Raw genomic sequence first — 22633 nt, 5'->3', positions numbered from 1 at the left:
GCGATTATGGATGCGTAGTCTCGACTGCCGCGCTCTGTCCAGCACCAGAACAAGGAACTTTCCATGCCTGTTCCCGCCCCCTTAGTTTCCAAACCGATGGACATCGAGAAGGACTGGATCGACTACAACGGCCATCTCAACATGGCCTATTACAACGTGTTGTTCGACCGCTGCTCGGATGAGGCGTTCGAGGCGATGGGCATGGGGCTGGACTATGTCGAAGAGCGGCGCCTGACCATCTACACGGCCGAAGTCCATGTTTGCTATGTCCAGGAACTGCACCTCGAACACAAGGTCGTCGTATCCTTCCAGCTGATCGATCACGACGACAAGCGGCTGAGGGCCTACCAGGAAATCCGCCATGTCGATGGCTGGCTTGCCGCCACCTCCGAAACCCTGTCGCTGCATGTCGACATGTCCGGGCCGAAAGTCGCGCCCTTCCCCGCCGATGTGCAGGCCAAGGTGGAAGCCATGCGCGCCGCCCATTCTGCACTGCCGATGCCCGAGCGCGCCGGCCGTTCGATCGGTATTCGCCGCAGGACCGCTTGAAGCGCTGCCGCGCCCGCGTTAACCTTACCAAGGTTTTAACGTGAACAAGCCATTTGGGCCATTGAACGACTCAGCTGACCGTTTGAGAACGGTGCCATGCGAGTTGTGACGCGGGCGGCGGGCAACAGGCGGTTCGAGGAACGTGCATGAAAACCGACATCAAGGTCGAGGTGGACAGGCTGGCTGCCGATCCGCGCATCACCGACTATGATTTCTGGCGCTCGTTGAAGAACGTCAACAACGAGATCTTCCACATCGCCAACAACAACGAGCCTATCCCCTTCGACATGATCCGCTGGCGCGCCATCCTGAAGCAGGCGCGCATGAAGCGTGGCCACGCCTGATGTTTCCGCTGTTCTGAGAAAGCCGCCACCGGCGAGCGCCGCCACGGACCATTGCGACCTGATCATTTCCAAAGGTCTGCGCCAGCCCCGCTTTCAGCGAATCGGCTGCATCCGACAACCTTCAAAAACCGTTCATTTCGACAGTTTGCGCAACCGGCGATTCGGTTTCGCAAACGGCTGCCTGCGACAAGAAGATCAAGATTGAACCAATTCCACGTCTAAGCCGTTGTGACCCCTGAAAAACGGCTTGGAGTGAAAGCATGGACTGGAAAAGGACCAGGGAACCGGCCGACGCATGGCACATGACGGACAATCTGCATGCCGAGCACGGCAAGGGCGATCCGTTCGCGGCCGCCATCCGCGCCACCCGCATGTCGATGGTCATCACCGATCCCCGTCAGGCGGACAATCCGATCGTCTTTGCCAATGACGCGTTCCTGCGCCTGACCGGCTACGAGCGCGACGAGGTCATGGGCAAGAACTGCCGCTTCCTGCAGGGGCCAGAGACAGACAAGGCAGCTGTGGCTAGCGTGCGCGACGCGATAGCAGCGGGAACCGATATCGCCATCGATCTGTTGAACTACCGCAAGGACGGCTCGACATTCTGGAATGCGCTCTACATCAGCCCGGTTTCCAACGACAAAGGCGAACTCCTGTTCTTCTTTGCCTCACAGCTCGATGTCTCCGATCGCAAGCGCTCGGAGGATCGCATCACCGCCGACAAGAACCGCTTTGAAAAGGCTGTCAAGGAACGCACGCGCGAGCTTGAGGCCGCCCTTGAGGCGCAGACCACGCTGCTGCACGAGGTCGACCATCGGGTGAAAAACAACCTGCAGATGATCTCCTCGCTGATCATCATGCAAAGCCGGGCAATCAAGGATGAAGCGACAAAGCGATCGCTGGCCACCATGCTGGAGCGCATCGAGGCGCTGAGCACGGTGCATCGCCGTCTCTACCAGTCAAAGGATGTCAGCCGCTTCGATGTCTCGGATTTCGCCAGGGATCTGGTCACCGACCTGCTGACCGCATCCGGACGCGCCGAGATCAAGCCGACGCTGGACCTCGAACCCATCGTCATTCCGGCCGAAAAAGCCACGCCTGTTGCCTTGATGGTCAATGAGCTTGTCACCAACGCGCTGAAGCATGCCTTCAAGGAAAAGCCGGACGGCACCACCGCGGGGCGCATCGGCATCAAGATGAGCCAGCCCGACGGCCACTTCAACATCGAGGTTTCCGATGACGGCGTCGGCATGGCCGAGGCCAGTGGCGATGCTTCTTTCGGCATGCGGCTGATCAAGTCGCTTGCCCGTCAGTTGCATGCGGACATCGAATGGCGCGACGCCGGCCCGGGCACAAAGGTCGTCATCTCGATGCCGAACGAACCGCAGCAGAAAGGGAAGCTGTCATGAACGAACCGCTCAAGGTCCTGATCGTCGAGGATGAGGCGTTGCTGGCGATGGAACTGGAAAGCCTCGTCGAGGAAGCCGGCCACAGCGTTGTGGGTTGGGCGACATCGTTGGCCGAAGCAAGAGGTATGATTGATACCGCCGATGCCGATATTGCCTTTGTCGATATCCACCTCGCCGACGGACCAACCGGGGTCGAGGTTGCCGAGCATATCCGCGAGGGTAACCGTTCCATGGTGGTGTTCATGACCGCCAATCCAAAACGCATCCCCGACCATTTCGCCGGCGCGATCGGCGTCATCGCCAAGCCCTACACGATGAACGGACTGGTGTCGGCGTTGCGCTATCTGCAGGAGGGCGTGCGGCGCCCGCCCCCGGTCTCGGTGCTGCCGGCCGGTTTTACGCTGTCGCCGGCCTATGAAAGCGTATGGGCGTCGTCGGCGGCCTGAAGCCTACGCCAGCTTCTCCTTGAGGAAAGCGATCGTCCGTCCCCAGGCGAGATCGGCTGCCTTCTTGTCGTAGCGCGCGGCCGAGGTGTCGTTGTTGAAGGCATGGTTGACGCCGTCATAGACATAGAGCGTGTATTCGACATGGGCGGCGTCGAGCGCTTTCTTGTAGGCATCGATGCCGGCGTCGATGCGCTCGTCGAGCCCGGCATAGTGCAGCAACAGCGCCGCCTTGATCTTCGCCACATCCTCGGCCTTCGGCTGCATGCCGTAATAGGCGACGCCGACGGCGAGATCGGGCGCGTTGACCGCCAGATTGTTGACCGTGCCGCCGCCCCAGCAGAAGCCGACAGCACCGACCTTGCCGTTGCCGTCCTTCTCGCCCTTGAGATAGGCGATGGTCGCCAGGCCATCGGCGGTGACCTGGCTGGCGTCGAGCTTGGTGAACATGTCGCGCGCCTTGTCTTCGTCAGCGGGCGTGCCGCCGAGCGGCGACAGGAAATCCGGCGCCAGCGCCACGAACCCTTCCAGCGCAACGCGCCGCGCAACATCCTTGATATGCGGGTTGAGCCCCCTGTTCTCATGCACCACGATGACGGTGCCGAGCTTGCCGGACTGGTCCGCCGGCCTGACCAGATAGCCCTTCATCTCACCGCTGCTGCCGGAATAGGTGATATCTTCAGCCTTCACGCGCGGATCGTTGTCGGCGACGATTGCCGCCTGCGCCGAATTCGCCGCAAGCAGCGGCGCGATCGCGGCCGCCGCCGCGCCCGATCCGGCAAGCCTGGTCAGCTGTTCCATGAAGCGGCGGCGGTCGAGCGTCAGATGCGTGTATTCGTCATAGGCATCGATCATCGCCTGGGTGATGGCAGGTTTGGCAGGTTTGACGGCTTCGGCGGTGGGTTTCGTCATGGCGTGCTCCTCGTTAGGAGATGATCTCACGGTCACTCCGGGATGACCTCATGGTCACTCCGGGATGACCTCGCGGTCACTCCGGGATGACTCGCGGATCAAGATAGGGTGCAAGCTCGCACGGTCCAGTCTCGGATGGGTGACGCTTGCGCCATCGAACGATGCGGCCGCCCCGCCGAACGCGCCCATCACATTTTGGTCATTTCAGAGAATGTCGATGGTGCCGCCACAATATGGAAGGAAGCTGATGATGGTCTCGCTCGTAGCGGCGAGCCCGACGAGAAGGAACAACGCCATGACCTTGTCTACTCCGATCCTTGCAAGCGCGCTCGTGCTTGCTGTTGCTGCCTTGCTGGCAATGCGCTCCGCTGCTGCCGCAGCCGCCGCTCGGATGGTGAAGGTCCGCGTCGACCGGCGTCGGCCGGCACCACGCTGATCCAGCAGGCCGAAACAGGGCCGCAGCTAACCAATGAAGTACTGGGCTCCGTGCCCAGCCTCAAAGGCCATCTCTTACGCAAGCTGACCAAGGCTGCTGCTGCCCTCATCGCCCTGCCGGGCACTTCTCCCCGTATAGATGCCGGCAGGCAGATGAGGGGCGGCGCGACAGAATATCTGCCGGGCCGATCACTTACCTAAGTCACATCGCTGCTACTTCGGCAGCGTATAGGCCATCACATAGTCGCCGGGCTTGGTGCCGACCGAGCCATGGCCGCCGGCGACGATGACCACGAACTGGCGGCCGTCGGCGACGGTGTAGGTCATCGGCGTCGACTGCCCACCGGCCGGCAGCCTGGCCTGCCAAAGCTGCTTGCCCGATGTCAGGTCATAGGCGCGCAGATAGTCGTCGACCGCCGCGCCCAGGAAGACGACGCCGCCGGCGGTGATCATCGGCCCGCCAATGCCGGGAACACCGACCTTCAGCGGCAAGGGCAACGGCGTCATGTCGTAGACGGTGCCGTTGCGGTGCTTGTAGGCGATCTTGCCGGTTCTGAGGTCCGCTCCCGCCACATAGCCCCATGGCGGCGCCTGGCAGGGCACGCCGAGCGGCGACAGGAACGGCCCCATCACCACCGCATAGGGTGCGCCCTCATTGCGGTTCAGCCCCTGCTCGCTGCCGCGCCCCTCATCCGGCGGCGGCACCTGGTCGCGCGGAATGAGCTGCGATTTGAACGCCAGATAGGTCGGCATGCCGAACATCACCTGCCGCACCGGATCGACGGCGACGCCGCCCCAGTTGAATGTGCCGAAATTACCGGGATAGACCAGCGACCCCTGCACCGATGGCGGGGTGTAGCGGCCCTCGTAGCGCAGGCCCTGGAATTCGATCCGGCAGGCCAGCTGGTCGAACATGGTGATGCCCCACATGTCGGCGCCGGTCAGCGGCCTCGGATTGAAGGAGAGATCCGAGACCGGCTGCGTCGGCGACGTGTGATCGCCCTCGACAGCGCCGCCCGGCGCCGGCACTTCCTTGATCGGGATGATCGGCTCGCCGCTGCGCCGGTCGAGCACGTAGAGGTCGCCCTGCTTGGTCGGTCCAACCAGGCCCGGAACGACGCCGGCAGCGGTGGTGATGTCGACCAGGGTCGGCTGTGCCGGCACATCCATGTCCCAGAGGTCGTGATGCACGGTCTGCCGCACCCAGCGCACTTGTCCGGTGGCCAGATCGAGCGCGGTGATCGAGGAGGAAAACTTCTCGACATTGGCGCTGCGGCCCATCCCGAGCTGGTCCGGCGTCTGGTTGCCGAGCGGCACATAGAGCAGGCCGAGCTTCTCGTCGGCGCTTGCCGTCGACCACATGTTGGGCGAGTTGTGGGTGTAGGTCTGGCCTGCCGCCAGCGGCGTTGTCTGGTCCGGATTGCCGGAATCCCAGTTCCACACCAGGGCGCCGGTGTCGACGTCGAAGGCCCGGATGACGCCGGACGGCTCTTGCGTCGAATAATTGTCGTTGACCGCGCCGCCGATGATGATCTTGCCGCCCGCAATCAGCGGCGCCGAGGTCGAGTAATAATAGCCCGACTTCGGATACGGCATGTTGGTCAACAAATTGAGCGTGCCGGCTTCGGCGAAGGACGGGCAGACCTGGCCGTTGGCGGCGTCGAGCGCGATCAGCCGCGCATCCGAGGTCGGCAGATAGACGCGCGTCGCGCAAGGCTGGCCGGCGGCGATCTTGGCATCGGCATAATAGGACACGCCGCGGCAGGTCTGGTGCTGGCGGTCCTTGTCGAGCTTGATCTTGGGATCGAAACGCCATTTCTCCTTGCCGGTGGCGGCATCGATGGCGATGGCGAAATTGTGCGGCGTGCAGATATAGAGCGCATCGCCCACCTTCAGCGGCGTCACCTGGTAGGTGGTTTCGCCGACATCGTCCGGCCCTTTCACGTCGCCGGTCTGGTAGATCCAGGCCGGCTGCAATTTGGCGACATTGTCGGGCGTGATCTGGTCGAGCGGCGAATAGCGCTGGCCAAATTGCGTACGGCCGTAGAAATGCCATTCGCCCGGAGGCACATTGCCGCCGAGATCGGCAGTCGGCGTCACCTTGTCGGCGCTGAGGTCGCCGGCGATGTCCTTGGGATCGGCCGTCATCGAATAACCGGCGACGGCGAGCGATGCGAGCACGGCCAGAATGAGCGGCGCGCGCGCGTCGGGGCCGATCAGGCCCCGCCTTGCCCAAGGCGTCAGCAGCCACAGCGCCAGAAGCACGATGATGCCGCCGCGCGGTCCGAGTTCCCACCAGTCGAAGCCGATTTCCCACACCGCCCAGGCCAGCGTGCCGAGCACGATCGCCGCGTAGAGCCAGAGCGCCGTCGATTTGCGCCGGAAGAGCAGCCATGCGGCGATGAGGAAGGCGAGACCGGTGACGACATAGTACCAGCTGCCGCCCAGCATCGCGAGCCAGACGCCGCCGCCGCCAAGTGCGAGGCCGATGAGGAACAGGATGAGGGAGGTGATGACGACAGCCAAGACGATACTCCTTCGACTGATGCGCTTTGCAGCGCCTCACGGGCAGCCGCCCCTGCCCTGTCGCCAGCTTTCTCCCCCAGGCCGCGTGTGTCAAGCTGGCCCTGCCAGCATAAGGCGAGAGCAAACGCTCGACTTCATTCCGCTCCCACGCTGCAGCACCTCCACGACATTGTCGGGCGTCGGGACGATGAAATTCGCACTGCGCCCCAGAATCTCACTTTCAAACCAGAACAAAACGTAGACACTTCTGGTCTTTCGCTCCCGAATCACTACATTCGGGGGAGATGTCCGGCTTTGCGGAAGACATGCCCTTTTTTGACGAACCCAATGCGCGGCCCGCAGCCCCGTCGGGCATAGCTGCGCGCGCCATGGCGGCCCGCAGCGGCCCCAACAGCGCGCCCGATTATCTCAACGGCCTCAACCCCGAGCAGCGGCTGGCGGTGGAAACCACCGAAGGCCCGGTCCTGGTGCTGGCCGGCGCCGGCACCGGCAAGACCCGCGTGCTGACCACCCGCATCGCCCATATCCTGGCCACCGGCAGGGCTTTCCCCTCGCAGATCCTGGCGGTGACCTTCACCAACAAGGCCGCGCGCGAGATGAAGCAGCGCATCGGCCATCTCGTCGGCGAAGCCGTCGAGGGCATGCCGTGGCTCGGCACCTTCCACTCCATCGGCGTCAAGCTCTTGCGCCGCCACGCTGAGCTGGCCGGGCTCAAATCCGATTTCACCATCCTCGACACCGACGATGTCGTACGGCTGATCAAGCAGCTGATCCAGGCCGAAGGCCTCGACGACAAGCGCTGGCCGGCCAAGCAGTTCGCGCAGATGATCGACGGCTGGAAGAACAAGGGCCAAGGCCCCGCCGACATTGCCGAGGGCGACGCGCGCAGCTTCGCCAACGGCAAGGGCCGGGAACTCTACAAGGCCTATCAGGAGCGGCTGAAGACGCTGAACGCCTGCGACTTCGGCGATCTGCTCTGCCACCCGATCCGCATCTTCCGCGCCAATCCGGACGTGCTGAAGGACTACCACAAGCGCTTCAAATACATCCTCGTCGACGAGTACCAGGACACCAACACCGCGCAATACATGTGGCTGCGGCTGCTGGCGCAAAGACCTACCTCCCCCTCGATGGGGGAGGTCGCGCCGCGTAGCGGCGCGAGTGGGGGTGGCAGCGCCGGCGCCAGTCACCCCTCCCCGCCGCTTCGCGGCGACCCTCCCCATCCAGGGGAGGGTAAAGCGCGCTCGGCCAAAGGCCGCATGCCCGACCGGGCGTCCGAGCCGTTGCGAGGGCCCGCGCCGGCAGGCGCGGAACAGCCCGTGAGCGTGAATATTTGCTGCGTCGGCGACGACGACCAATCGATCTATGGCTGGCGTGGCGCCGAGGTCGACAACATCCTGCGCTTCGACAAGGATTTTCCCGGCGCCACCATCATCCGTCTGGAGCGCAATTATCGCTCGACCGCGCACATCCTCGGCACTGCCTCGCACCTCATCGCCCACAATGAGGGCCGCTTCGGCAAGACGCTGTTCACCGAGAAGGTCGCCGAGGACGACGAGAAGGTGCATGTCCACGCCGCCTGGGATTCCGAGGAGGAGGCGCGCGCCGTCGGCGAGACCATCGAGACCTACCAGCGTGCCAAGCACAAGCTCAATGATATGGCCATCCTGGTCCGCGCCTCCTTCCAGATGCGCGAATTCGAGGATCGCTTCGTCACGCTCGGCCTCAACTACCGCGTCATCGGCGGCCCGCGCTTCTATGAGCGCATGGAAATCCGCGATGCACTGGCCTTCTTCCGCGTCGTCGCGCAGGGCGCCGACGACCTCGCCTTCGAGCGCATCGTCAATGTCCCCAAGCGCGGCCTGGGTGAAGCCACCATCCGCCAGATCCACGACACGGCGCGGAGCTTGCGCATCCCGATGCTGGAGGCAGCCGCCAAGCTCGCAGAAAGCGACGAGCTGAAGCCCAAGCCCCGCGCGGCCTTGCGCGAAGTGGCGGCCAATTTCGAGCGCTGGCAGAAGGCGCTGGAAACCACGCCGCACACCGAACTCGCCGAGACCATTCTGGAGGAGAGCGGCTACACCGACATGTGGAAGAACGACCGCTCGGTCGAGGCGCCGGGCCGGCTGGAAAACCTGAAAGAGCTTATCCGCTCGATGGAGGAGTACGAATCGCTGCGCTCCTTCCTCGAGCATGTCGCGCTGGTCATGGACGCCGAGCAGAACGCCGAGCTTGACGCCGTCAACATCATGACGCTGCATTCGGCCAAGGGCCTCGAATTCGAGACCGTGTTCCTCCCCGGCTGGGAGGAAGGCCTGTTCCCGCACCAACGCGCGCTGGACGAAGGCGGCCGCTCCGGCCTGGAGGAAGAGCGCCGTCTCGCCTATGTCGGCCTGACCCGGGCCAAGAAGAACCTGCATCTGTGGTTCGTCTCCAACCGCCGCATCCACGGCCTGTGGCAGTCGACCATCCCGTCGCGCTTTCTGGACGAACTGCCGGAAGCCCATGTCGAGGTCGCCGAAAGCGGCAACTCCTATGGCGGCTACGGCAATTCCTATGGCGGCGGTTCGTTCGCGTCGGGCCGTGGCGGCCAGGGCGCAGGGCGGCAGAACCCCTACGGCGCCTCGCGCTTCGACAATGTCGGCGGGGAAAAATCCGGCGCCTTCTCCAACACCTATGCGACGCCCGGCTGGCAGCGCGCGCAGGCCAACCGCACCGAGGCGACCGACCGCAACTGGGGCTCGCGCTCCGGCCACCAGGTCGAGCGCATCGGCTATGGCGAGACCGACTCCGGCTACGGCGCCGGCCGAACCAGCGTCAAAGGCCGCACCATTGACGGCGAACTGGTCGCCAAATCCGTCGCCGACACGCCGTCGCCCTTCAGCGTCGGCGACCGCGTCTTCCACCAGAAATTCGGCAACGGCAACATCTCCAACATCGAAGGCAACAAGCTGACCATCGACTTCGACAAGGCCGGCCAGAAACGCGTGCTGGACGGGTTTGTGGCGGCGGTGTGAGCGCCCGCTTGTCCTGTTGTCCTACAAGCGACCACATTGTTGTAGTCTGGCGGAGCCCTCCCCGCCTCGTCATCCACGGGCGGAGCAAGGAGCGTAGCGACGCAGCGTAGACCCGAGGATCCATCCCGCGTCTTCAACGCGTTGCCACGGTGCGGAATCCTGCGCAGCTGCACGCCAAGGTCGCGGAATGGATTCCAGGGTCTACGCGACGGAGCTTCGCTCCTGCTCCGCCTTAGAATGACGAAGCGACGGGCGTCTGCCCAGTCGTCGGGGCATGCGGTCCGCAACATGAGCGTCCCCGTCAATTTAGCCCGCCCCTCACCTGTACCGCGCCTGGTTCCACTTGTGCCCCAGCAGCGACAGGATGATGATCAGCCCGTTGAAGAACTGGACGTAGAAGCCGCTCAGGCCCGCCGCCACGACGCCGGTCTGGATGAACGACACGGTGACCGCGCCGATCGCTCCACCGGCAACCGTACCGATGCCGCCCCAGGTCGGCGTGCCGCCGACGAACACCGAAGCCAGCACCGGCAAGAGATAGCCGTCGCCCGCGGTCGGCCACCAGGTGAAGTTGATCATCACCGAAAACGTGCCGGCGATCGCGGCCCCGATGCCGGTGAAGATGAACACTTTCACCCGCACACGCTTGACGTCGATGCCCATTTGCTGGGCGCTGTCGGGGTTGTCGCCGACGACCCTCACCTGCGCGCCGAAGCGGTGCCGGTTGTAGAGCATTGCCGAAAAAATGACGAAGGCGAGTGCCCATAAGACCTGTACCGGAAAACCCCACACCTGACCGGAGAAGATGGTGTACGCCCAGCTGTCGCTGAGACCGGTCAATGCCGTCGATCTGCCCTCGTTGATGATCTGGATCAGTCCCCGCAGCAGGAAATTCATGCCGAGGGTGGCGATCAGCGACGACAGCCCGCCATAAACGACCAGGGATCCGACGAGAAAGCCGAGCAGCGTGCCGGTGAGAATCGCCGCTGCGATGCCGAGAAACGGATCGTAGCCGGCCTGCACCACCAGCGCGAACACCCAGGAGGCAAAGCCCATGGTTGCGGGAAACGACAGGTCGATCTCGCCGCAGGTGACGACGAAGACCAGCGGCACCACCACGAACAGGGCAACCGGCAGCGTGGTCAGCACGGATCTGTAGAGATACCAGGTGGTGAACACGGTCGGGTTGGCGATCAGGAACGCCGCCATCATGATGATGAACACGGCGAGCGTGCCGAGCGCTGCGCGGTTGTCGATGACGAAACCGCGCAGCCAATGGTCGGACGGGTGCTTCCACTCAGGCCGGGCCGCCTTGCCGCCGAGCGGGCTCTGCAGATCGGGTTCCATGGTCTTGCTCATCGTGCTGCCCTCTCCGCGTCGCCGGCCTCGTGCAGCCCCGGCAATCCTCCGGGATGCGCAACGTCTTCCATGAAATTGATCAGCTCTTCGGCCGACTTGACCTCGGTGCGATCGGCGGTCAGCGCCACCTTGCCGCGGTCAATCACCACGAAGCGGTCGGCGATGTCGAAGACATGGTGGATGTTGTGGCCGATGAACAGGATCGAACGGCCGCTCGCCCGCACCTGGCGCACGAAATGGAAGACCTTGGCGGTCTCGGTCAGCGACAGCGCCGTCGTCGGCTCGTCAAGGATGATCAGCTCGGCCTGCTTGTAGATGGCGCGCGCGATCGCCACGCCCTGGCGTTCGCCGCCGGAGAGCTGGCCGACGATCGAATGCGGCGTGAACACTTTCGAGGTAAAGCCGATCTCGCGCATCAGCCGGCTCGCCTCCTCTATCTCTTTATTGACCTTCAGAAAGCCCATGAAGCCGGTGAGTTCGCGGCCCATGAAGATGTTGCGCACGATGGTCTGCTGCACGGCCAGCGCCCGGTCCTGGAAGACCGTCTCGATGCCGGCGTCGCGCGAGCGTGCCGCACTCCAGCCGGTCACCGGCTTGCCGCGCACCAGGATCTCGCCGCTGGTCGGCTTGACGACGCCGGACAGGATCTTGATCAGCGTCGATTTGCCGGCGCCATTGTCGCCGATCAGGCCAACCACCTCGCCGCGGTCGACCGAGAGATTGACCCCGCCCAGCGCATAGACCTGGCCATAGGATTTGCTGATGTCGCGCAGTTCGATGATGCGTTCGGCCATGGCGATCCTCGCTCCTGTGGTATCATCCCGGCCTGGTGCCGGCGGTCCTGCCGGCCGGGCTTGCGCCCAGCCGGCAGTTTGGGAGGTCAGCGCAGCGCCTGCTTGGCGAGCTCGGCGACGATCTCGTAATTCTGCGGCGTGACGAAGCCGGCGCCAGTGTCGACATTCATCGGCGCCAGGCCCAGCACCACCTGCTGGCAAAGGCTGAGGATCGGCAGATAGCCTTGCAGAAACGGCTGCTGATCGGCCGTCAGTTGCACCCAGCCGCCCTTGAACGCCTCGACGATCTGCGGGCTGGTGTCGAAGCCGAAATTGAAGATGTCGCCCGGCTTGCGCCCCGCCGCCTGCATGTAGGTGGCGACGTTGCCCAGCATCTGGCCGCCGGGATAGCCGACCGCCTTGACGTCGGGATTGTTGAGCAGGGCCGCGGTGATCACCGGTATCGCCAGATTGGGGTCGGACGCCCATTCGCCGCTCGGCGGCGACGACAGCTGGATGACCTCGACGCCGGCTTCCTTGAGTGCTGCCACCGTGCCGCGCTCGCGCGCGCCGCGGGCCTCGTTCTCGAACGGGCCGATCATGATCGCCTTGTCGCCGGACTTGAGATTGCCGAGCTTGAACGCTTCGACGCCGAGCGCGCGGCCCTGCTGCTCCTGCTGGGCGCCGACATAGCCGCCGCCGAACGCAGCCACCACCGTCGGCACCGGCACGTTCTGGTACATCATCTTGATGCCGTCCTTGTGCGCCTGTTCGGCCAGCGGCATGATCGCGGCGTCGCCGGGATGGCCCATCATGGCAATGCCGTTGGGCTTCACGGCGACGGCCTCGCGCAATTGCTGAACCATCTTCTCGACGTCCCACTGCGAGAAGATGTAGTCGACCTTGGGTCCGAGATCGGACGCCGCCTGCTTGGCGCCATTGTAGACGATGGTGCCGAAAGCGTCGCCCTCGGCGCCGCCGACGAAAAAGCGGATGTGGACATCCTTGCACCACTGGGCGTCGAGCGCCTGCGCCGGCAGAGTGGAGATGGCAGCGCACAGCGCCGTGGCGGCGGCCACGACGGTCGAGCGCAGAAGTGTCGTTCTCATTGCGATGCTCATGCACGTTCCTCCCTTTTGTCCTCGGTGAGCCGAGGGGTTTCGTCGTTCGCCTGTCGGCAGTGCTTGTCGGCAGTGCTTGGGAATCTGTCAGGCCGGCTCCTCCCACCGGCCCTCGGTCACGCCGGGTTCGGCAGGTAGGTCGCTCCTCCCCGGCATTGCTTGAGGTATTCCAGCCCGCGCACCTGGCCTGTGATTTCGAGGTCGCCGCGATAGACCGGGTCGTGCCAGCCCTCGATGTCGATGGCGCCCTTGTAACCGGCCAGCCGCAATTCGCTGATCACCCGCGTCCAGTCGCTGTCGCCAAACCCGGGCGTGCGCATCTGCACGAAGGGCAGCTTGCCGAACACGCCGTGCTCGCGGATCACATCCCAGCGCACCGTCGCGTCCTTGCCGTGGACATGGAAAATGCGCGGCGCCCATTTGCGGATCTGCGGCATCGGGTCGATGAGGTAGACAAGCTGGTGGCAGGGCTCCCATTCGAGGCCGAGATTGTCGTCGGGCAATTCGTTGAACATCAGCTCCCAGGCGTCCGGATTGTGGGCGATGTTCCAGTCGCCGGCGGCCCAGTTGCCGTCCATGGCGCAATTTTCGAAGGCAATGCGCACGCCCTTGTCGGCGGCGCGTTTGGCCAGCGGCCCCCAGACCTCACGGAAGCGCGGCAGGCTGTCGGTCAGCTTCTTGCCGCGCAGGCGGCCGGTGAAGCCGCTGACCGTCGAGGCGCCGAACAGATGCGCATTGTCGATCACCGTTTCCCAGGCCGCGAGCACGCCGCGATCGACCTCGCCATCCTCCAGCGGATTGCCGAACACACCGATCGACGACACGACGACATCGGCATCGCCGATCGCCTCGCGGATCTCGCCGGCGAGCCGCGGCAAATCCTTGCCGCCCAGCGTCTGCCAGAAGAAGGGCTGGATGCTCTCGAAGCCGAGCGGCAGAATCTCTTTGATGTAGGCGGCCGGGTCTTCGAGATTGGCCCGCACCATGGTGCCGATCCGGATGTCGAGAAGCGGGTTTGGCATCATGATGCTTCCTGTGTGATTGCGACGCGCCGTCCGGTCTCGGCGCTTTCGATGGCGCCAAAAACCATGGCCAGGCTTTTGATGTTGTCGCTGCCACGGGTTTCCGGCTCGCTGCCGGTCTCGATGGCGTGGATGAAATCCTTGATGATGCCGAGATGACCGCCGACGCGGTCGGCGGAATCGAGCGGCGGTACTGTGATGGGCTGGGTCAGGTCGAACAGGCCGTCGCGGACCGACAACACAACCTCGGCCTTCAGTCCGTCCTCGCCGTCCCAGACCAGGCTGCCGTGCTCGGCGACGATGCGCCACGTGCTCTCCCAGCTGGTGCGGAAGCCCGCCGCGCACCAAGAGCCTGCATAGGTGAACACCTTGCCGCCGCCGAGATCGAAGATAGCGCTGGCCGACGATCCCTGCCGGTACCAGGAATTCGCCGGCTCCCATTCCTGGCAAAAGACGCCGGCGGGATCGCCGCCGACCATGTAGCGGGCGGCGTCGAAAGTATGGATCGCCATGTCGAGCAAAAGCACATGCGCCATCTCCTCGCGGAAGCCGCCGAAATGCGGCGCGACGAAGAAATCGGCATGGATGCTGGTTGGCTTGCCGATGGCGCCGGAGTCGAGAAAGCGCCTGATGCGCCGGACATTGGCGACGTAGCGGCGGTTCTGCACGACCGCATGGATACGCCCCGCGTTACGTGCCGCATCGACGATGGCGCGGGCATTTTCCGGAGTATCGGCCAGCGGCTTTTCCGTCAGCAGATGGCAATTATGGGCAAAGGCGGCAAAGGCGACATCACGCCGGGCGGCTGGAACCACGACATCGAACACCGCGTCGGGCCTGGTCTGGTCGAGCACCGCGTCGAGGCTGGTGCCGATTACCGCGCCGTCGAGCCCGTATTCGTGCGCCCTCGCCTTCGCCCGTTCGGCGTCGAGATCGACAAGGCCGACAATGGCCAGCCCGTCGATCTGCCTCGCGGCATCGAGCCAGGCCTTGCTCATCGCACCACAGCCGACGAGGACGGCATTCATCATCCGGCATTCCTCCCGTCCGGTCCCTCCAGACCGAATGTCACGGCATTTCCGGCATCACCGTAAACGTTTCTCCGTAAACGTTTACGAGAACACACCCGATGGCGTAGAATGTCAATCGGCTGTCAGCGAAAATCATCCCGAAGCCTTGGCCTGGGCGGCAGCCGGTGCTAGCCAAGACAGGGGGAGAACTGTCCTTGGCGTCCAGTATCCATGACCTAGCGCGTCACCTGAACATTTCGATCGGCACCGTGTCGCGGGCGTTGAACGGCCGCGCCGACGTCAATGCCGACACCCGCCAGCGCGTGCTCGCCGCCGCCAAGCAATTGAACTATTCGCCCAACCAGTCCGGCCGCAGCCTGCGGCAAGGCACCACCCATTCGATCGCCTTCATGCTGCAGCCGCATCCGGGCGACCAGCAATATGGCGAACCGTTCTTCATCCCGTTCCTGATCGGTCTGCAGGGCCGGCTGGCCGAGGATGACCTGGATCTGATGGTCGTCATGGGCGAGCCCGGCCAATATCAGCAGGAGAGGCTGCGCCGCGTGGTTGAGACGCGCCGGGCCGACGCGGTCGTGTTGGCCAATACACGGCGGGAAGACGATCGGATCGACTATCTCAGCAAGGCCGGCTTTCCCTTCGCCACGCTTGGCCGAAGTCAATCCGGCGACGACACCTATCCTTCGCTCGATATAGATTTCGAGAGGGCGGGTGATGAAGCCGTCGACCGGCTGGTCGCGCGCGGCCACCGCCGCATTGCCGCCATCCGCCCTTCGCTTGATCTCAACTTCGGCTACCTGTTCCTCGACGGCTACCGCAAGGCGCTGGAGCGGCATGGCATCGAAGTCGACCCCGGCCTGATCGCCGACGGCTTCATCAACGAGGCCGGAGGCTACCAGGTGACGCCGCGCGTGATGCTCTCCAAGGACCGGCCCACAGCCATCATCTTCAACAATGACGCAATGGCGCTCGGCGGCTGCAAGGCACTGGCCGAGATGGGCATCAGGCCCGGCCACGACATCGCGGTGATCGTCATCGTCGACACGCCGCTCTGCCGCTACTTTTCACCGGCGCTGACCGCCTTCCGTCCGTCGCTGGAGCCGATGGGCCGGCGGCTGGCCGAAATGCTGCTGGCCTCGCTTCCCGCCTTTGCCGGCCCGGAAGGTCCGCGCATCATCCGCGAAGTCTGGCCGCTGGAGCTGATCGCGCGCGACAGCGATTGATAGTGCGTCTCTCCCTTCTCCCACAAGGGAGAAGGAAGAGGCCCGCTCTGTCACGCAAGTATCATGTTCGCGTCCTAGACCGCTTTGCGAGAGGGCGACATCGTCGATGCGATGCGGTGGCCCCTTTGCGCCGCTCAAGGCTTGTCACAAAGAGGATCTCCATGAAAATCTCGCACCGAACCGTGTCGCTCGGCGCCGCGCTGGCGCTGTTTACCGCCCTGACCCCTGCCCTTGCCGACAGCACAGCCACCGTTGGTGGCTTCGTCAACAAGGGCCTGGTCGGCGTCGGCCGCATCCCGGCCGATCAGAAGGACAAGTTCGGCGAGACCTTCGGCTCCGCCTCCGGCATGTCCATCGACGCCGCAAGCTGGACCCGTGGCGCGGACGGCTACAAGGGCTCGCTCTGGTTGCTGCCGGACCGTGGCTACAATGTCGTCGGCACCACCGATTACCGGCCGCGCCTCAACACTATTCGCATCGAGTTCACGCCGGTAGCACTAGGCGCCACGCCCACCTCCGGCCAGGAACAGACAGGCGTCAAGGCGACGCTTGCCGATTCCCTGCTCCTCACCGACGACAAGGGCGCTGACGCCACCGGCCTCGATCCGCTCAACGGCGTGCGCGCGGCCAATGGCGACCTGCCGATCCTGCCCGAGGCCAATGGCAAGCTGGCGCTCGACAATGAGGCGACCGCGCGGCTGCCCGACGGCACCATGTTCATCTCTGACGAATACGGCCCCAACATCTACCGCTTCTCGGCCGACGGCCATCTGTTGTCGGCAACGCAGCCGCCCGCCGCTTTGGTGCCGATGCGCAAGGGCGCGCCGAACTTCGCCTCCGACAATCCGGGCCCCGGTGCAGCCGAACCCGATCCGAAGGATCCCGAAACCGGCCGCCAGAACAATCAAGGCCTCGAAGGCATGGCGCTGACGCCGGACGGCAAGTCGCTGATCACTGTGCTGCAGTCGGCGCCCCGCCAGGATGGCGGCGATTCGCCCGCGACGCGCCAGAACACTCGCGCGCTGGTCTACGACGCCTCCGACCCGGCCCATCTCAAGCTGGTGCATGAATATGCCGTGCCGCTGCCGGTGTTCAAGGACGCCAAGGACAAGACCAAAGTCGCCGCGCAGAGCGAAATCGTGGCGCTGTCCGACAAGACCTTCCTGATGCTGGCGCGCGACAGCGGCAACGGCCAGGGGGTGAAGGGCGACACGTCGCTTGTGCGCCAGATCTTCGTCGTTGACGTCTCGGCCGCCACCGACATTGCCGGCGGCGCCTTCGATGCCGCCGACAAGCCGCTGGCGCCCAAGGGCGTGCTCGACCCCTCGGTGACCCCGGCCAAGCTGACGCCGTTCATCGACATCAACGACAACAAGGAACTCGGCCGTTTCGGCCTGCATGACGGCAAGCCCAACGACAAGAACAATCTGTCGGAGAAGTGGGAAGCAATGTCGGTGGTCAGCGTGCTCGATCCGGCGCTGCCCGACGACTATTTCCTGTTCGTCGGCAACGATAACGACTTTCTCACCCAGGACGGTTTTCAGGTCGGCGCGCCCTACAAGGCCGAAGACGGCGCCGATGTCGATACCATGTTCCTGGTCTATCAGGTCACGCTTCCGGGCCTCGCCAAGAAGTAGCCGTATACGGAAAGGCGGACGCGCCCGGCGCGTCCGCCTTTACCGTTTGTCGGCGATCAGCGATGCCGTGAAGGCACCTATTTCAAAATCTCCGCATCCCTTGGCACGCCGGCATCGATCGGCTCGGCGGTCCGGCTCGACACAGCCATGATCTTGCCCGCGGCCGACAGGTTCGGGCGCACATAGACCTGGGCTACGCCGTTGACCCGGCTGTAGAGGTCGATGATGTCCTGGTTCATGAAGCGCACGCAGCCCGACGACGCGTTCTTGCCGATGGAATCCCATTCCGGCGTGCCGTGCAGCCGGTACATCGTGTCCTTGCCGTCGCGGAACAGATAGAGCGCGCGCGCACCGAGCGGGCTCTGCGGTCCGGGCGGCATGCCGTCCTTGTATTTCGCCAGTTCCGGCCGGCGCTGGATCATTTCGGGCGGCGGCGTCCACACCGGCCATTTCTTGCGCGCCTGGATCACGGCGCTGCCGGTCCAGCCAAACCCGGCCTTGCCGAGGCTGACGCCATAGCGCATTGCCTTGCCGCCGTCGCGCACCAGATAGAGAAAATGCTCGGATGTATCGACGACGATCGTGCCGGGTTTTTCGCCGGTCGGATCGTCCACGATCTGGCGCACGAATTTCGGATCGAGCTTGGCGACGGGGATTGCCGGCAATGAAAAGCCCTCATCGACGCGCGCCGAATACATGGTGGCGGCATCGCCCAGAGCCGGTTCGGGCGCCGGAGCGGGCGTTGGCGGCACCACGACGTCGGTCGTGGTGCAGGCTGAAAGCGCCATGGAAGCGGCACCCAAAGCGGATATTCCAAGAAACGCGCGCCGGTTCAGGCGCTCGGAAAAAAGCGGATTGTCGGACATGATCCCCCCCAGCCTATTCATCATATCCAACAGGATATGCGACCCCACGCGGCGACGACCCATATCCCATTCCGAATGTTTTGAGAACTGATTAGCTTGAAGCCGCCAGGTGGCATGTTCCAATGCCGCATCGACCTTGTCCGTTAAATCGGCGATCATTGCCGGGCGGACTTTGAGATGAACCTTCGCCGAACAGCCCATGGACGAAAAAATACCACCGCGCCGGCGCACCGGCGACCTGACCAGCGGCCCGATTCCGCGCACGCTGCTTTTGTTCGCTCTGCCGGTGCTCGGCTCCAATGTGCTGCAGTCGCTCAACGGTTCGATCAACGCTGTCTGGGTCGGCCGCTTCCTCGGTGAATCGGCGCTGACCGCCACCTCCAACGCCAATCTGGTTCTGTTCCTGATTCTTGGCACCGTATTCGGCATCGGCATGGCCGCCACCATCCTGGTGGCGCAATCGGTCGGCGCCCGCGACCTGCCCGAGGCGCGGCGCATCGTCGGCACCAGCGCCAGCTTCTTCTTCCTCGTCTCGGCTATCTTCGCCGTCTGCGGCTGGATCTGGGTCGACGCCATCCTCAACACACTGGGCACCCCGCCCGATGCGCTGCCGCTGGCGCGCTCCTATCTGCGTATCATCTTCGTCGCCGTGCCGATGATGAACCTTCTGTCCTTCGTCATGACGGTGCTGCGCGGTGCGGGTGATTCGCGCACGCCATTCTTCTTCATGGCGCTCGCGGTCGTGCTCGACATCATCCTCAATCCGCTGCTCATTCGCGGCATCGGCCCCTTCCCCGAACTCGGCATCGCCGGCTCCGCCACCTCGACGCTGATCGGCCAGACGGTGAGCGTGATCGCCATCCTCGTCGTGCTTTATGCCAAAAAGCATCCGTTGCGGCTCGCCGGCGCGAACCTCGCTCTGCTGCGGCCGGATCCGGCGCTGCTCAGGATCGTCGTCTTCAAGGGCGTGCCGATGGGCCTGCAGATGATCGTCATTTCGGCGGCGGCGCTGACCGTGATGGGCATCGTCAACTCCTACGGCTCGCAGGTCGCCGCCGCCTACGGCATCGCGGCGCAGCTGTGGACCTATATCCAGATGCCTGCACTGGCGATCGGCGCCGCAGTCTCGTCGATGGCGGCCCAGAATGTCGGCGCCGGGCGCTGGGACCGCATCGGTCGCATCGCGGCGTCCGGCGTCGGCTTCAACCTGGTGCTCACCGGCGCCCTGGTGGCGCTGCTGTTCCTCTTCGACAGGCCGGTGCTCGGCCTGTTCCTTAGCCGCGACAGCACCGCAATCGACATTGCAGCCCACATCAACAAGGTGGCGTCCTGGTCGTTCATCCTGTTCGGCGTCACCATCGTGCTGTTCGCCACCGTGCGCGCCACCGGTGCCGTGATGCCGCCGCTGATCATTCTGGTGATTTCCGTGCTGGTCGTGCGTACCGGCTTTGCCTACTTCTTCAGGAGCTACATCGGCGAGGAAGCGCTGTGGTGGAGTTTTCCGGCGGGATCGATCACCTCGCTGGTGCTGGCCGCCGCCTATTATCGCTTCGGCCGCTGGCGCACCATGCACATGATCGAGGACCGGCCGGCCGCCGGCGAGCCGCCCGACACCGGCCTCGGCATCCCGCGCGGACGGGCAAACATGGCGCCCGAGACGCCAAACGGGTGAGGCTCAGCGCGCGTATTTGACGCCGAACCCCAGCGCTACGACAGAGAACAGCGTGATCATGCCGGCGAAGGCCAGGCTTGCCGTCGTCGGAGTGGTCCAACTCGACAGCAGCCCAATGCCGATCACCGGCAGCGCATTGCCGCAGAAGCAGCAGATAAAGAACGCCGACACCAATTCGGCGCGACGCTCGGCAGGTGCGATCTGGTTCACCACCTGCAGGCCGCCGCGATAGCCGAGCGCCGCCGCCACGCCGCACACAGCGGTGGCGGCAACCATCAGGGACATCGACGCGAAAAACTGAGCAGCAACCATCAGCCCTACGGCCGGGATCATCAGCGCCAGCGCGGCCAGCATGCCGGCGCGGCTGGACAGTCGGGTCGTGGCCAGAATGGTCGCGGCCGCAACGATCGACAGTTCAAAGAACAGCGCGCCGGCCTCGGCATGGTTGGCCACATGCAGTTGCTGCGCCAGGATGCTCGGCGCCAGGGCTGCATAGAAGCCGACCAGCGCCATGGCGCCGAAACCGGTGACCGCCGGCGCCACGAAGGCAGCGCGGATATCGCTCGGCACCGATAGCCGTGGCCGCAACGAAACGTCGGTCAGCCTGCCCGGCCGGGACACGGTTTCGCGGGTACGCCAGATCAGCAGCGTCACCACCACCAGCAAGGCAAGATAGACCGCAAACGTTAGTCTCAACGGCCAGGGCGCATATTCGGCGAGCAGGCCCGATGCCAGCGCGCCGAGGCCAAGGCCAACGAAGTTGGTGCTGGTGGCGATGATTGCCGCGCGCGATTTGTCCTTACCTTCGATCAATTCGGCAAGCCAGGCCGTGCCGGTTCCCGCGCCGACGCCGATGCCAAGGCCGCTCAATATGCGGGCGACATCGAGCCATGCGACATTCTCGGCCAGCAGGAACACCACCGCGCTGACCACCGCTATGGCCATCGACGCCAGCGCCGCAGGACGGCGGCCAATGCCGTCGGACAAGCGCCCGAACATCAGCAATGCGCCGAGATTGCCGACGACATAGACGGCGTAGACCAGCGTCAGCGTGATCTGCGAGAAACCGAAGGCCTGCTTGTAGATGACGTAAAGCGGCGTCAGCACCGTGCTGCCGGCGAACAGCGCGGCGATCATGGCGGCAACCGCGGCCATCGCGGGCCGGCCATCGAGTCCGTTGTCGCGCGTCGTGGTCTCGGCATAGCTGGTCATGGCAACCTCCGGCCAATCGCCCAACGCCCAATTGCGCCCCAACGTCCATGTAAGGATGGCCGTTCCACGCGCCGAACTTCATCCTGACAACCTTGTCAGGATGGTCTTGCCCGAAATCCTCGCTTAACGTCTTTCCATCGAGAGGGAGAATCCATGGGAAAAGGCAGAGTCGAGGCATTCACCGATGGCGTCGTCGCCATTATCATCACCATCATGGTGCTGGAGCTGAAAGTGCCGCATGGGGAGGATTTTTCAGCGCTTCTGCCTCTGTGGCCGATCTTTTTCAGCTATGTCTTGTCGTTCATCAATGTCGGTATCTACTGGAACAATCTGCACAACATGTTCCACACCGTCCAAAGGGTCGACGGCCGCGTGCTGTGGGCCAACCTCAACCTTCTGTTCTGGCTGTCGCTGATGCCGGCAACGACGGCCTTCATGGGCGAGAACCATTTCGCGCCGGTCCCCGTCGCCGTCTATGGCATCGACCTGGTGCTGTGCGCGGTCGCCTACACCTTTCTCGCCACCAAGCTGCACCATTTGCACGGCAACGACACCGCCTTCGCCAAGGCGCTGGGCAATGACCGCAAGGGCAAGATCTCGGTGGCCCTCTACGCCGCCGCCGTCCCGCTTGCCTTCGTCAACCAATGGATCGGCGTTGCGATCTTCGTGCTGGTGGCCGCCGTCTGGTTCGTGCCGGACACGCGTTTTTCGCGGGTGCTGGAAAAGTAGCGTAGGACGCGTCTACTCGCGCATCGCCTTCAGCTTTTCGGCAACCGACGCCGCAAGGTCGGCATAGCGCTCCTCCAGCCGCTCGGCCGCCTTGATGATCGAAAAATCATGGCCGAATTTTTCCAGCGCCATGCGCAATTTCTCGACGAACTCGGCCTGTTTTTCGAGTGCCGAAAACAAGGTCTTCACCTGCGCTTCGCTTATGTCCGGATTGGCAAGCATCTGTGGCACCTCGCGGCCCATCTGGTCGCCGGTGGCGGTCTGCTCCTTCAGGATCGCAACCCAGTCGGTCAATCGGCAGTCTCCTGTTCAGCCGCAGCATGCACGGCCGCCGTTGATGCGGTCAACCCGAACAC

Annotated in this window: 21 protein-coding genes; 11 read left to right on the top strand and 10 right to left on the bottom strand. The window is 64.2% G+C overall.

Features of this window, described 5'->3' with window-relative positions:
* Positions 1-63 precede the first annotated feature (63 nt).
* From NL532_RS14020 to NL532_RS14000, 5 genes are all read left to right on the top strand, one after another.
* On the top strand, positions 64-549 hold the full coding sequence (locus NL532_RS14020; protein ID WP_023699589.1) for a thioesterase family protein: 486 nt from the start codon (positions 64-66) through the stop codon (positions 547-549).
* Positions 550-695: 146 nt separating this feature from the next.
* Positions 696-893, top strand: coding sequence for a hypothetical protein (locus NL532_RS14015; RefSeq protein WP_013531006.1), 198 nt, complete (start codon positions 696-698; stop codon positions 891-893).
* Entirely contained in the window at positions 880-1098 is a 219-nt protein-coding gene (locus tag NL532_RS14010) for a hypothetical protein (protein ID WP_155929625.1), read from the top strand. Before NL532_RS14015 ends, NL532_RS14010 begins: the two co-directional genes overlap by 14 nt.
* 55 nt (positions 1099-1153) lie before the next feature.
* Positions 1154-2302, top strand: coding sequence for a histidine kinase dimerization/phosphoacceptor domain -containing protein (locus NL532_RS14005; protein ID WP_023753522.1), 1149 nt, complete (start codon positions 1154-1156; stop codon positions 2300-2302).
* On the top strand, positions 2299-2748 hold the full coding sequence (locus NL532_RS14000) for a response regulator (RefSeq protein WP_023668313.1): 450 nt from the start codon (positions 2299-2301) through the stop codon (positions 2746-2748). Before NL532_RS14005 ends, NL532_RS14000 begins: the two co-directional genes overlap by 4 nt.
* A gap of 3 nt (positions 2749-2751) precedes the next feature.
* Here NL532_RS14000 and NL532_RS13995 read toward each other — a convergent pair whose 3' ends face one another.
* Positions 2752-3657: a dienelactone hydrolase family protein gene (locus NL532_RS13995; RefSeq protein ID WP_023682108.1), complete on the bottom strand. Its 906-nt coding sequence runs from the start codon at positions 3655-3657 to the stop codon at positions 2752-2754.
* 135 nt (positions 3658-3792) lie between these two features.
* Between NL532_RS13995 and NL532_RS13990 the strand changes: the two genes are divergently transcribed.
* Positions 3793-4293, top strand: a complete 501-nt coding sequence (locus NL532_RS13990; RefSeq protein WP_155923825.1) for a hypothetical protein — start codon at positions 3793-3795, stop codon at positions 4291-4293.
* Between the two features lie 12 nt (positions 4294-4305).
* Here the strand turns inward: NL532_RS13990 and NL532_RS13985 are convergent, their stop codons facing one another.
* Positions 4306-6618 carry a glucose/quinate/shikimate family membrane-bound PQQ-dependent dehydrogenase gene (locus tag NL532_RS13985; protein ID WP_023682110.1) on the bottom strand — a complete coding sequence of 771 codons (2313 nt, stop codon included), beginning with the start codon at positions 6616-6618 and terminating at the stop codon, positions 4306-4308.
* A 284-nt stretch (positions 6619-6902) separates the two neighbouring features.
* On the opposite strand from NL532_RS13985, the gene NL532_RS13980 reads away from it, so the two are divergent.
* Positions 6903-9635: an ATP-dependent helicase gene (locus NL532_RS13980; RefSeq protein WP_286488133.1), complete on the top strand. Its 2733-nt coding sequence runs from the start codon at positions 6903-6905 to the stop codon at positions 9633-9635.
* Positions 9636-9953: 318 nt separating this feature from the next.
* On the opposite strand, the gene NL532_RS13975 is transcribed toward NL532_RS13980, so the two are convergent.
* From NL532_RS13975 to NL532_RS13955, 5 genes are all read right to left on the bottom strand, one after another.
* A complete protein-coding gene (locus tag NL532_RS13975; RefSeq protein WP_023682111.1) occupies positions 9954-10994 on the bottom strand; it encodes an ABC transporter permease in 1041 nt (346 codons plus the stop codon).
* On the bottom strand, positions 10991-11788 hold the full coding sequence (locus NL532_RS13970; RefSeq protein WP_023668308.1) for an ATP-binding cassette domain-containing protein: 798 nt from the start codon (positions 11786-11788) through the stop codon (positions 10991-10993). Before NL532_RS13970 ends, NL532_RS13975 begins: the two co-directional genes overlap by 4 nt.
* Before the next feature lie 86 nt (positions 11789-11874).
* Positions 11875-12888, bottom strand: a complete 1014-nt coding sequence (locus tag NL532_RS13965; protein WP_023682113.1) for a substrate-binding domain-containing protein — start codon at positions 12886-12888, stop codon at positions 11875-11877.
* Between the two features lie 116 nt (positions 12889-13004).
* Entirely contained in the window at positions 13005-13910 is a 906-nt protein-coding gene (locus NL532_RS13960; RefSeq protein ID WP_023744620.1) for a sugar phosphate isomerase/epimerase family protein, read from the bottom strand.
* Positions 13910-14941 carry a Gfo/Idh/MocA family protein gene (locus tag NL532_RS13955; RefSeq protein ID WP_023744619.1) on the bottom strand — a complete coding sequence of 344 codons (1032 nt, stop codon included), beginning with the start codon at positions 14939-14941 and terminating at the stop codon, positions 13910-13912. The genes NL532_RS13960 and NL532_RS13955 overlap by 1 nt, the downstream gene beginning before the upstream one ends.
* A gap of 194 nt (positions 14942-15135) precedes the next feature.
* Between NL532_RS13955 and NL532_RS13950 the strand changes: the two genes are divergently transcribed.
* Complete coding sequence (locus NL532_RS13950; protein WP_023688052.1) at positions 15136-16161, top strand: LacI family DNA-binding transcriptional regulator; 1026 nt, start codon at positions 15136-15138, stop codon at positions 16159-16161.
* Positions 16162-16322: 161 nt separating this feature from the next.
* Positions 16323-17798: an esterase-like activity of phytase family protein gene (locus NL532_RS13945; RefSeq protein ID WP_023829258.1), complete on the top strand. Its 1476-nt coding sequence runs from the start codon at positions 16323-16325 to the stop codon at positions 17796-17798.
* A gap of 77 nt (positions 17799-17875) precedes the next feature.
* On the opposite strand, the gene NL532_RS13940 is transcribed toward NL532_RS13945, so the two are convergent.
* Positions 17876-18664 (bottom strand): L,D-transpeptidase, encoded by a 789-nt coding sequence (locus tag NL532_RS13940; protein ID WP_023668302.1) that lies wholly within the window; start codon positions 18662-18664, stop codon positions 17876-17878.
* Between the two features lie 199 nt (positions 18665-18863).
* On the opposite strand from NL532_RS13940, the gene NL532_RS13935 reads away from it, so the two are divergent.
* A complete protein-coding gene (locus NL532_RS13935; RefSeq protein WP_023712449.1) occupies positions 18864-20336 on the top strand; it encodes an MATE family efflux transporter in 1473 nt (490 codons plus the stop codon).
* Between the two features lie 3 nt (positions 20337-20339).
* Here the strand turns inward: NL532_RS13935 and NL532_RS13930 are convergent, their stop codons facing one another.
* Positions 20340-21548, bottom strand: a complete 1209-nt coding sequence (locus NL532_RS13930) for an MFS transporter (protein WP_023705538.1) — start codon at positions 21546-21548, stop codon at positions 20340-20342.
* A 153-nt stretch (positions 21549-21701) separates the two neighbouring features.
* Here NL532_RS13930 and NL532_RS13925 point away from each other — a divergent pair, with 153 nt between their 5' ends.
* A complete protein-coding gene (locus NL532_RS13925) occupies positions 21702-22277 on the top strand; it encodes a TMEM175 family protein (protein ID WP_023682120.1) in 576 nt (191 codons plus the stop codon).
* Between the two features lie 12 nt (positions 22278-22289).
* Here the strand turns inward: NL532_RS13925 and NL532_RS13920 are convergent, their stop codons facing one another.
* On the bottom strand, positions 22290-22571 hold the full coding sequence (locus NL532_RS13920; protein WP_023829257.1) for a hypothetical protein: 282 nt from the start codon (positions 22569-22571) through the stop codon (positions 22290-22292).
* Positions 22572-22633: the final 62 nt, after the last annotated feature.

Origin of the sequence: Mesorhizobium sp. C120A, from assembly GCF_030323105.1 — a bacterium.
In the GTDB taxonomy this organism is placed as follows: Bacteria; Pseudomonadota; Alphaproteobacteria; order Rhizobiales; family Rhizobiaceae; genus Mesorhizobium.
The sequence above is the reverse complement of the archived record's forward strand: the minus strand, read 5'-3'. Positions and strand labels throughout refer to the sequence as shown.

What these genes read in the sequence shown, in the direction of transcription:
- NL532_RS14020 (WP_023699589.1), top strand. Translation starts at nt 64, where the DNA reads ATGCCTGTTCCCGCCCCCTTAGTTTCCAAACCGATGGACATCGAGAAG.
- NL532_RS14015 (WP_013531006.1), top strand. Translation starts at nt 696, where the DNA reads ATGAAAACCGACATCAAGGTCGAGGTGGACAGGCTGGCTGCCGATCCG.
- NL532_RS14005 (WP_023753522.1), top strand. Translation starts at nt 1,154, where the DNA reads ATGGACTGGAAAAGGACCAGGGAACCGGCCGACGCATGGCACATGACG.
- NL532_RS14000 (WP_023668313.1), top strand. Translation starts at nt 2,299, where the DNA reads ATGAACGAACCGCTCAAGGTCCTGATCGTCGAGGATGAGGCGTTGCTG.
- NL532_RS13995 (WP_023682108.1), bottom strand. Translation starts at nt 3,657, where the DNA reads ATGACGAAACCCACCGCCGAAGCCGTCAAACCTGCCAAACCTGCCATC.
- NL532_RS13990 (WP_155923825.1), top strand. Translation starts at nt 3,793, where the DNA reads ATGGGTGACGCTTGCGCCATCGAACGATGCGGCCGCCCCGCCGAACGC.
- NL532_RS13980 (WP_286488133.1), top strand. Translation starts at nt 6,903, where the DNA reads ATGTCCGGCTTTGCGGAAGACATGCCCTTTTTTGACGAACCCAATGCG.
- NL532_RS13975 (WP_023682111.1), bottom strand. Translation starts at nt 10,994, where the DNA reads ATGAGCAAGACCATGGAACCCGATCTGCAGAGCCCGCTCGGCGGCAAG.
- NL532_RS13970 (WP_023668308.1), bottom strand. Translation starts at nt 11,788, where the DNA reads ATGGCCGAACGCATCATCGAACTGCGCGACATCAGCAAATCCTATGGC.
- NL532_RS13965 (WP_023682113.1), bottom strand. Translation starts at nt 12,888, where the DNA reads ATGAGCATCGCAATGAGAACGACACTTCTGCGCTCGACCGTCGTGGCC.
- NL532_RS13960 (WP_023744620.1), bottom strand. Translation starts at nt 13,910, where the DNA reads ATGCCAAACCCGCTTCTCGACATCCGGATCGGCACCATGGTGCGGGCC.
- NL532_RS13955 (WP_023744619.1), bottom strand. Translation starts at nt 14,941, where the DNA reads ATGATGAATGCCGTCCTCGTCGGCTGTGGTGCGATGAGCAAGGCCTGG.
- NL532_RS13945 (WP_023829258.1), top strand. Translation starts at nt 16,323, where the DNA reads ATGAAAATCTCGCACCGAACCGTGTCGCTCGGCGCCGCGCTGGCGCTG.
- NL532_RS13940 (WP_023668302.1), bottom strand. Translation starts at nt 18,664, where the DNA reads ATGTCCGACAATCCGCTTTTTTCCGAGCGCCTGAACCGGCGCGCGTTT.
- NL532_RS13935 (WP_023712449.1), top strand. Translation starts at nt 18,864, where the DNA reads ATGGACGAAAAAATACCACCGCGCCGGCGCACCGGCGACCTGACCAGC.
- NL532_RS13930 (WP_023705538.1), bottom strand. Translation starts at nt 21,548, where the DNA reads ATGACCAGCTATGCCGAGACCACGACGCGCGACAACGGACTCGATGGC.
- NL532_RS13925 (WP_023682120.1), top strand. Translation starts at nt 21,702, where the DNA reads ATGGGAAAAGGCAGAGTCGAGGCATTCACCGATGGCGTCGTCGCCATT.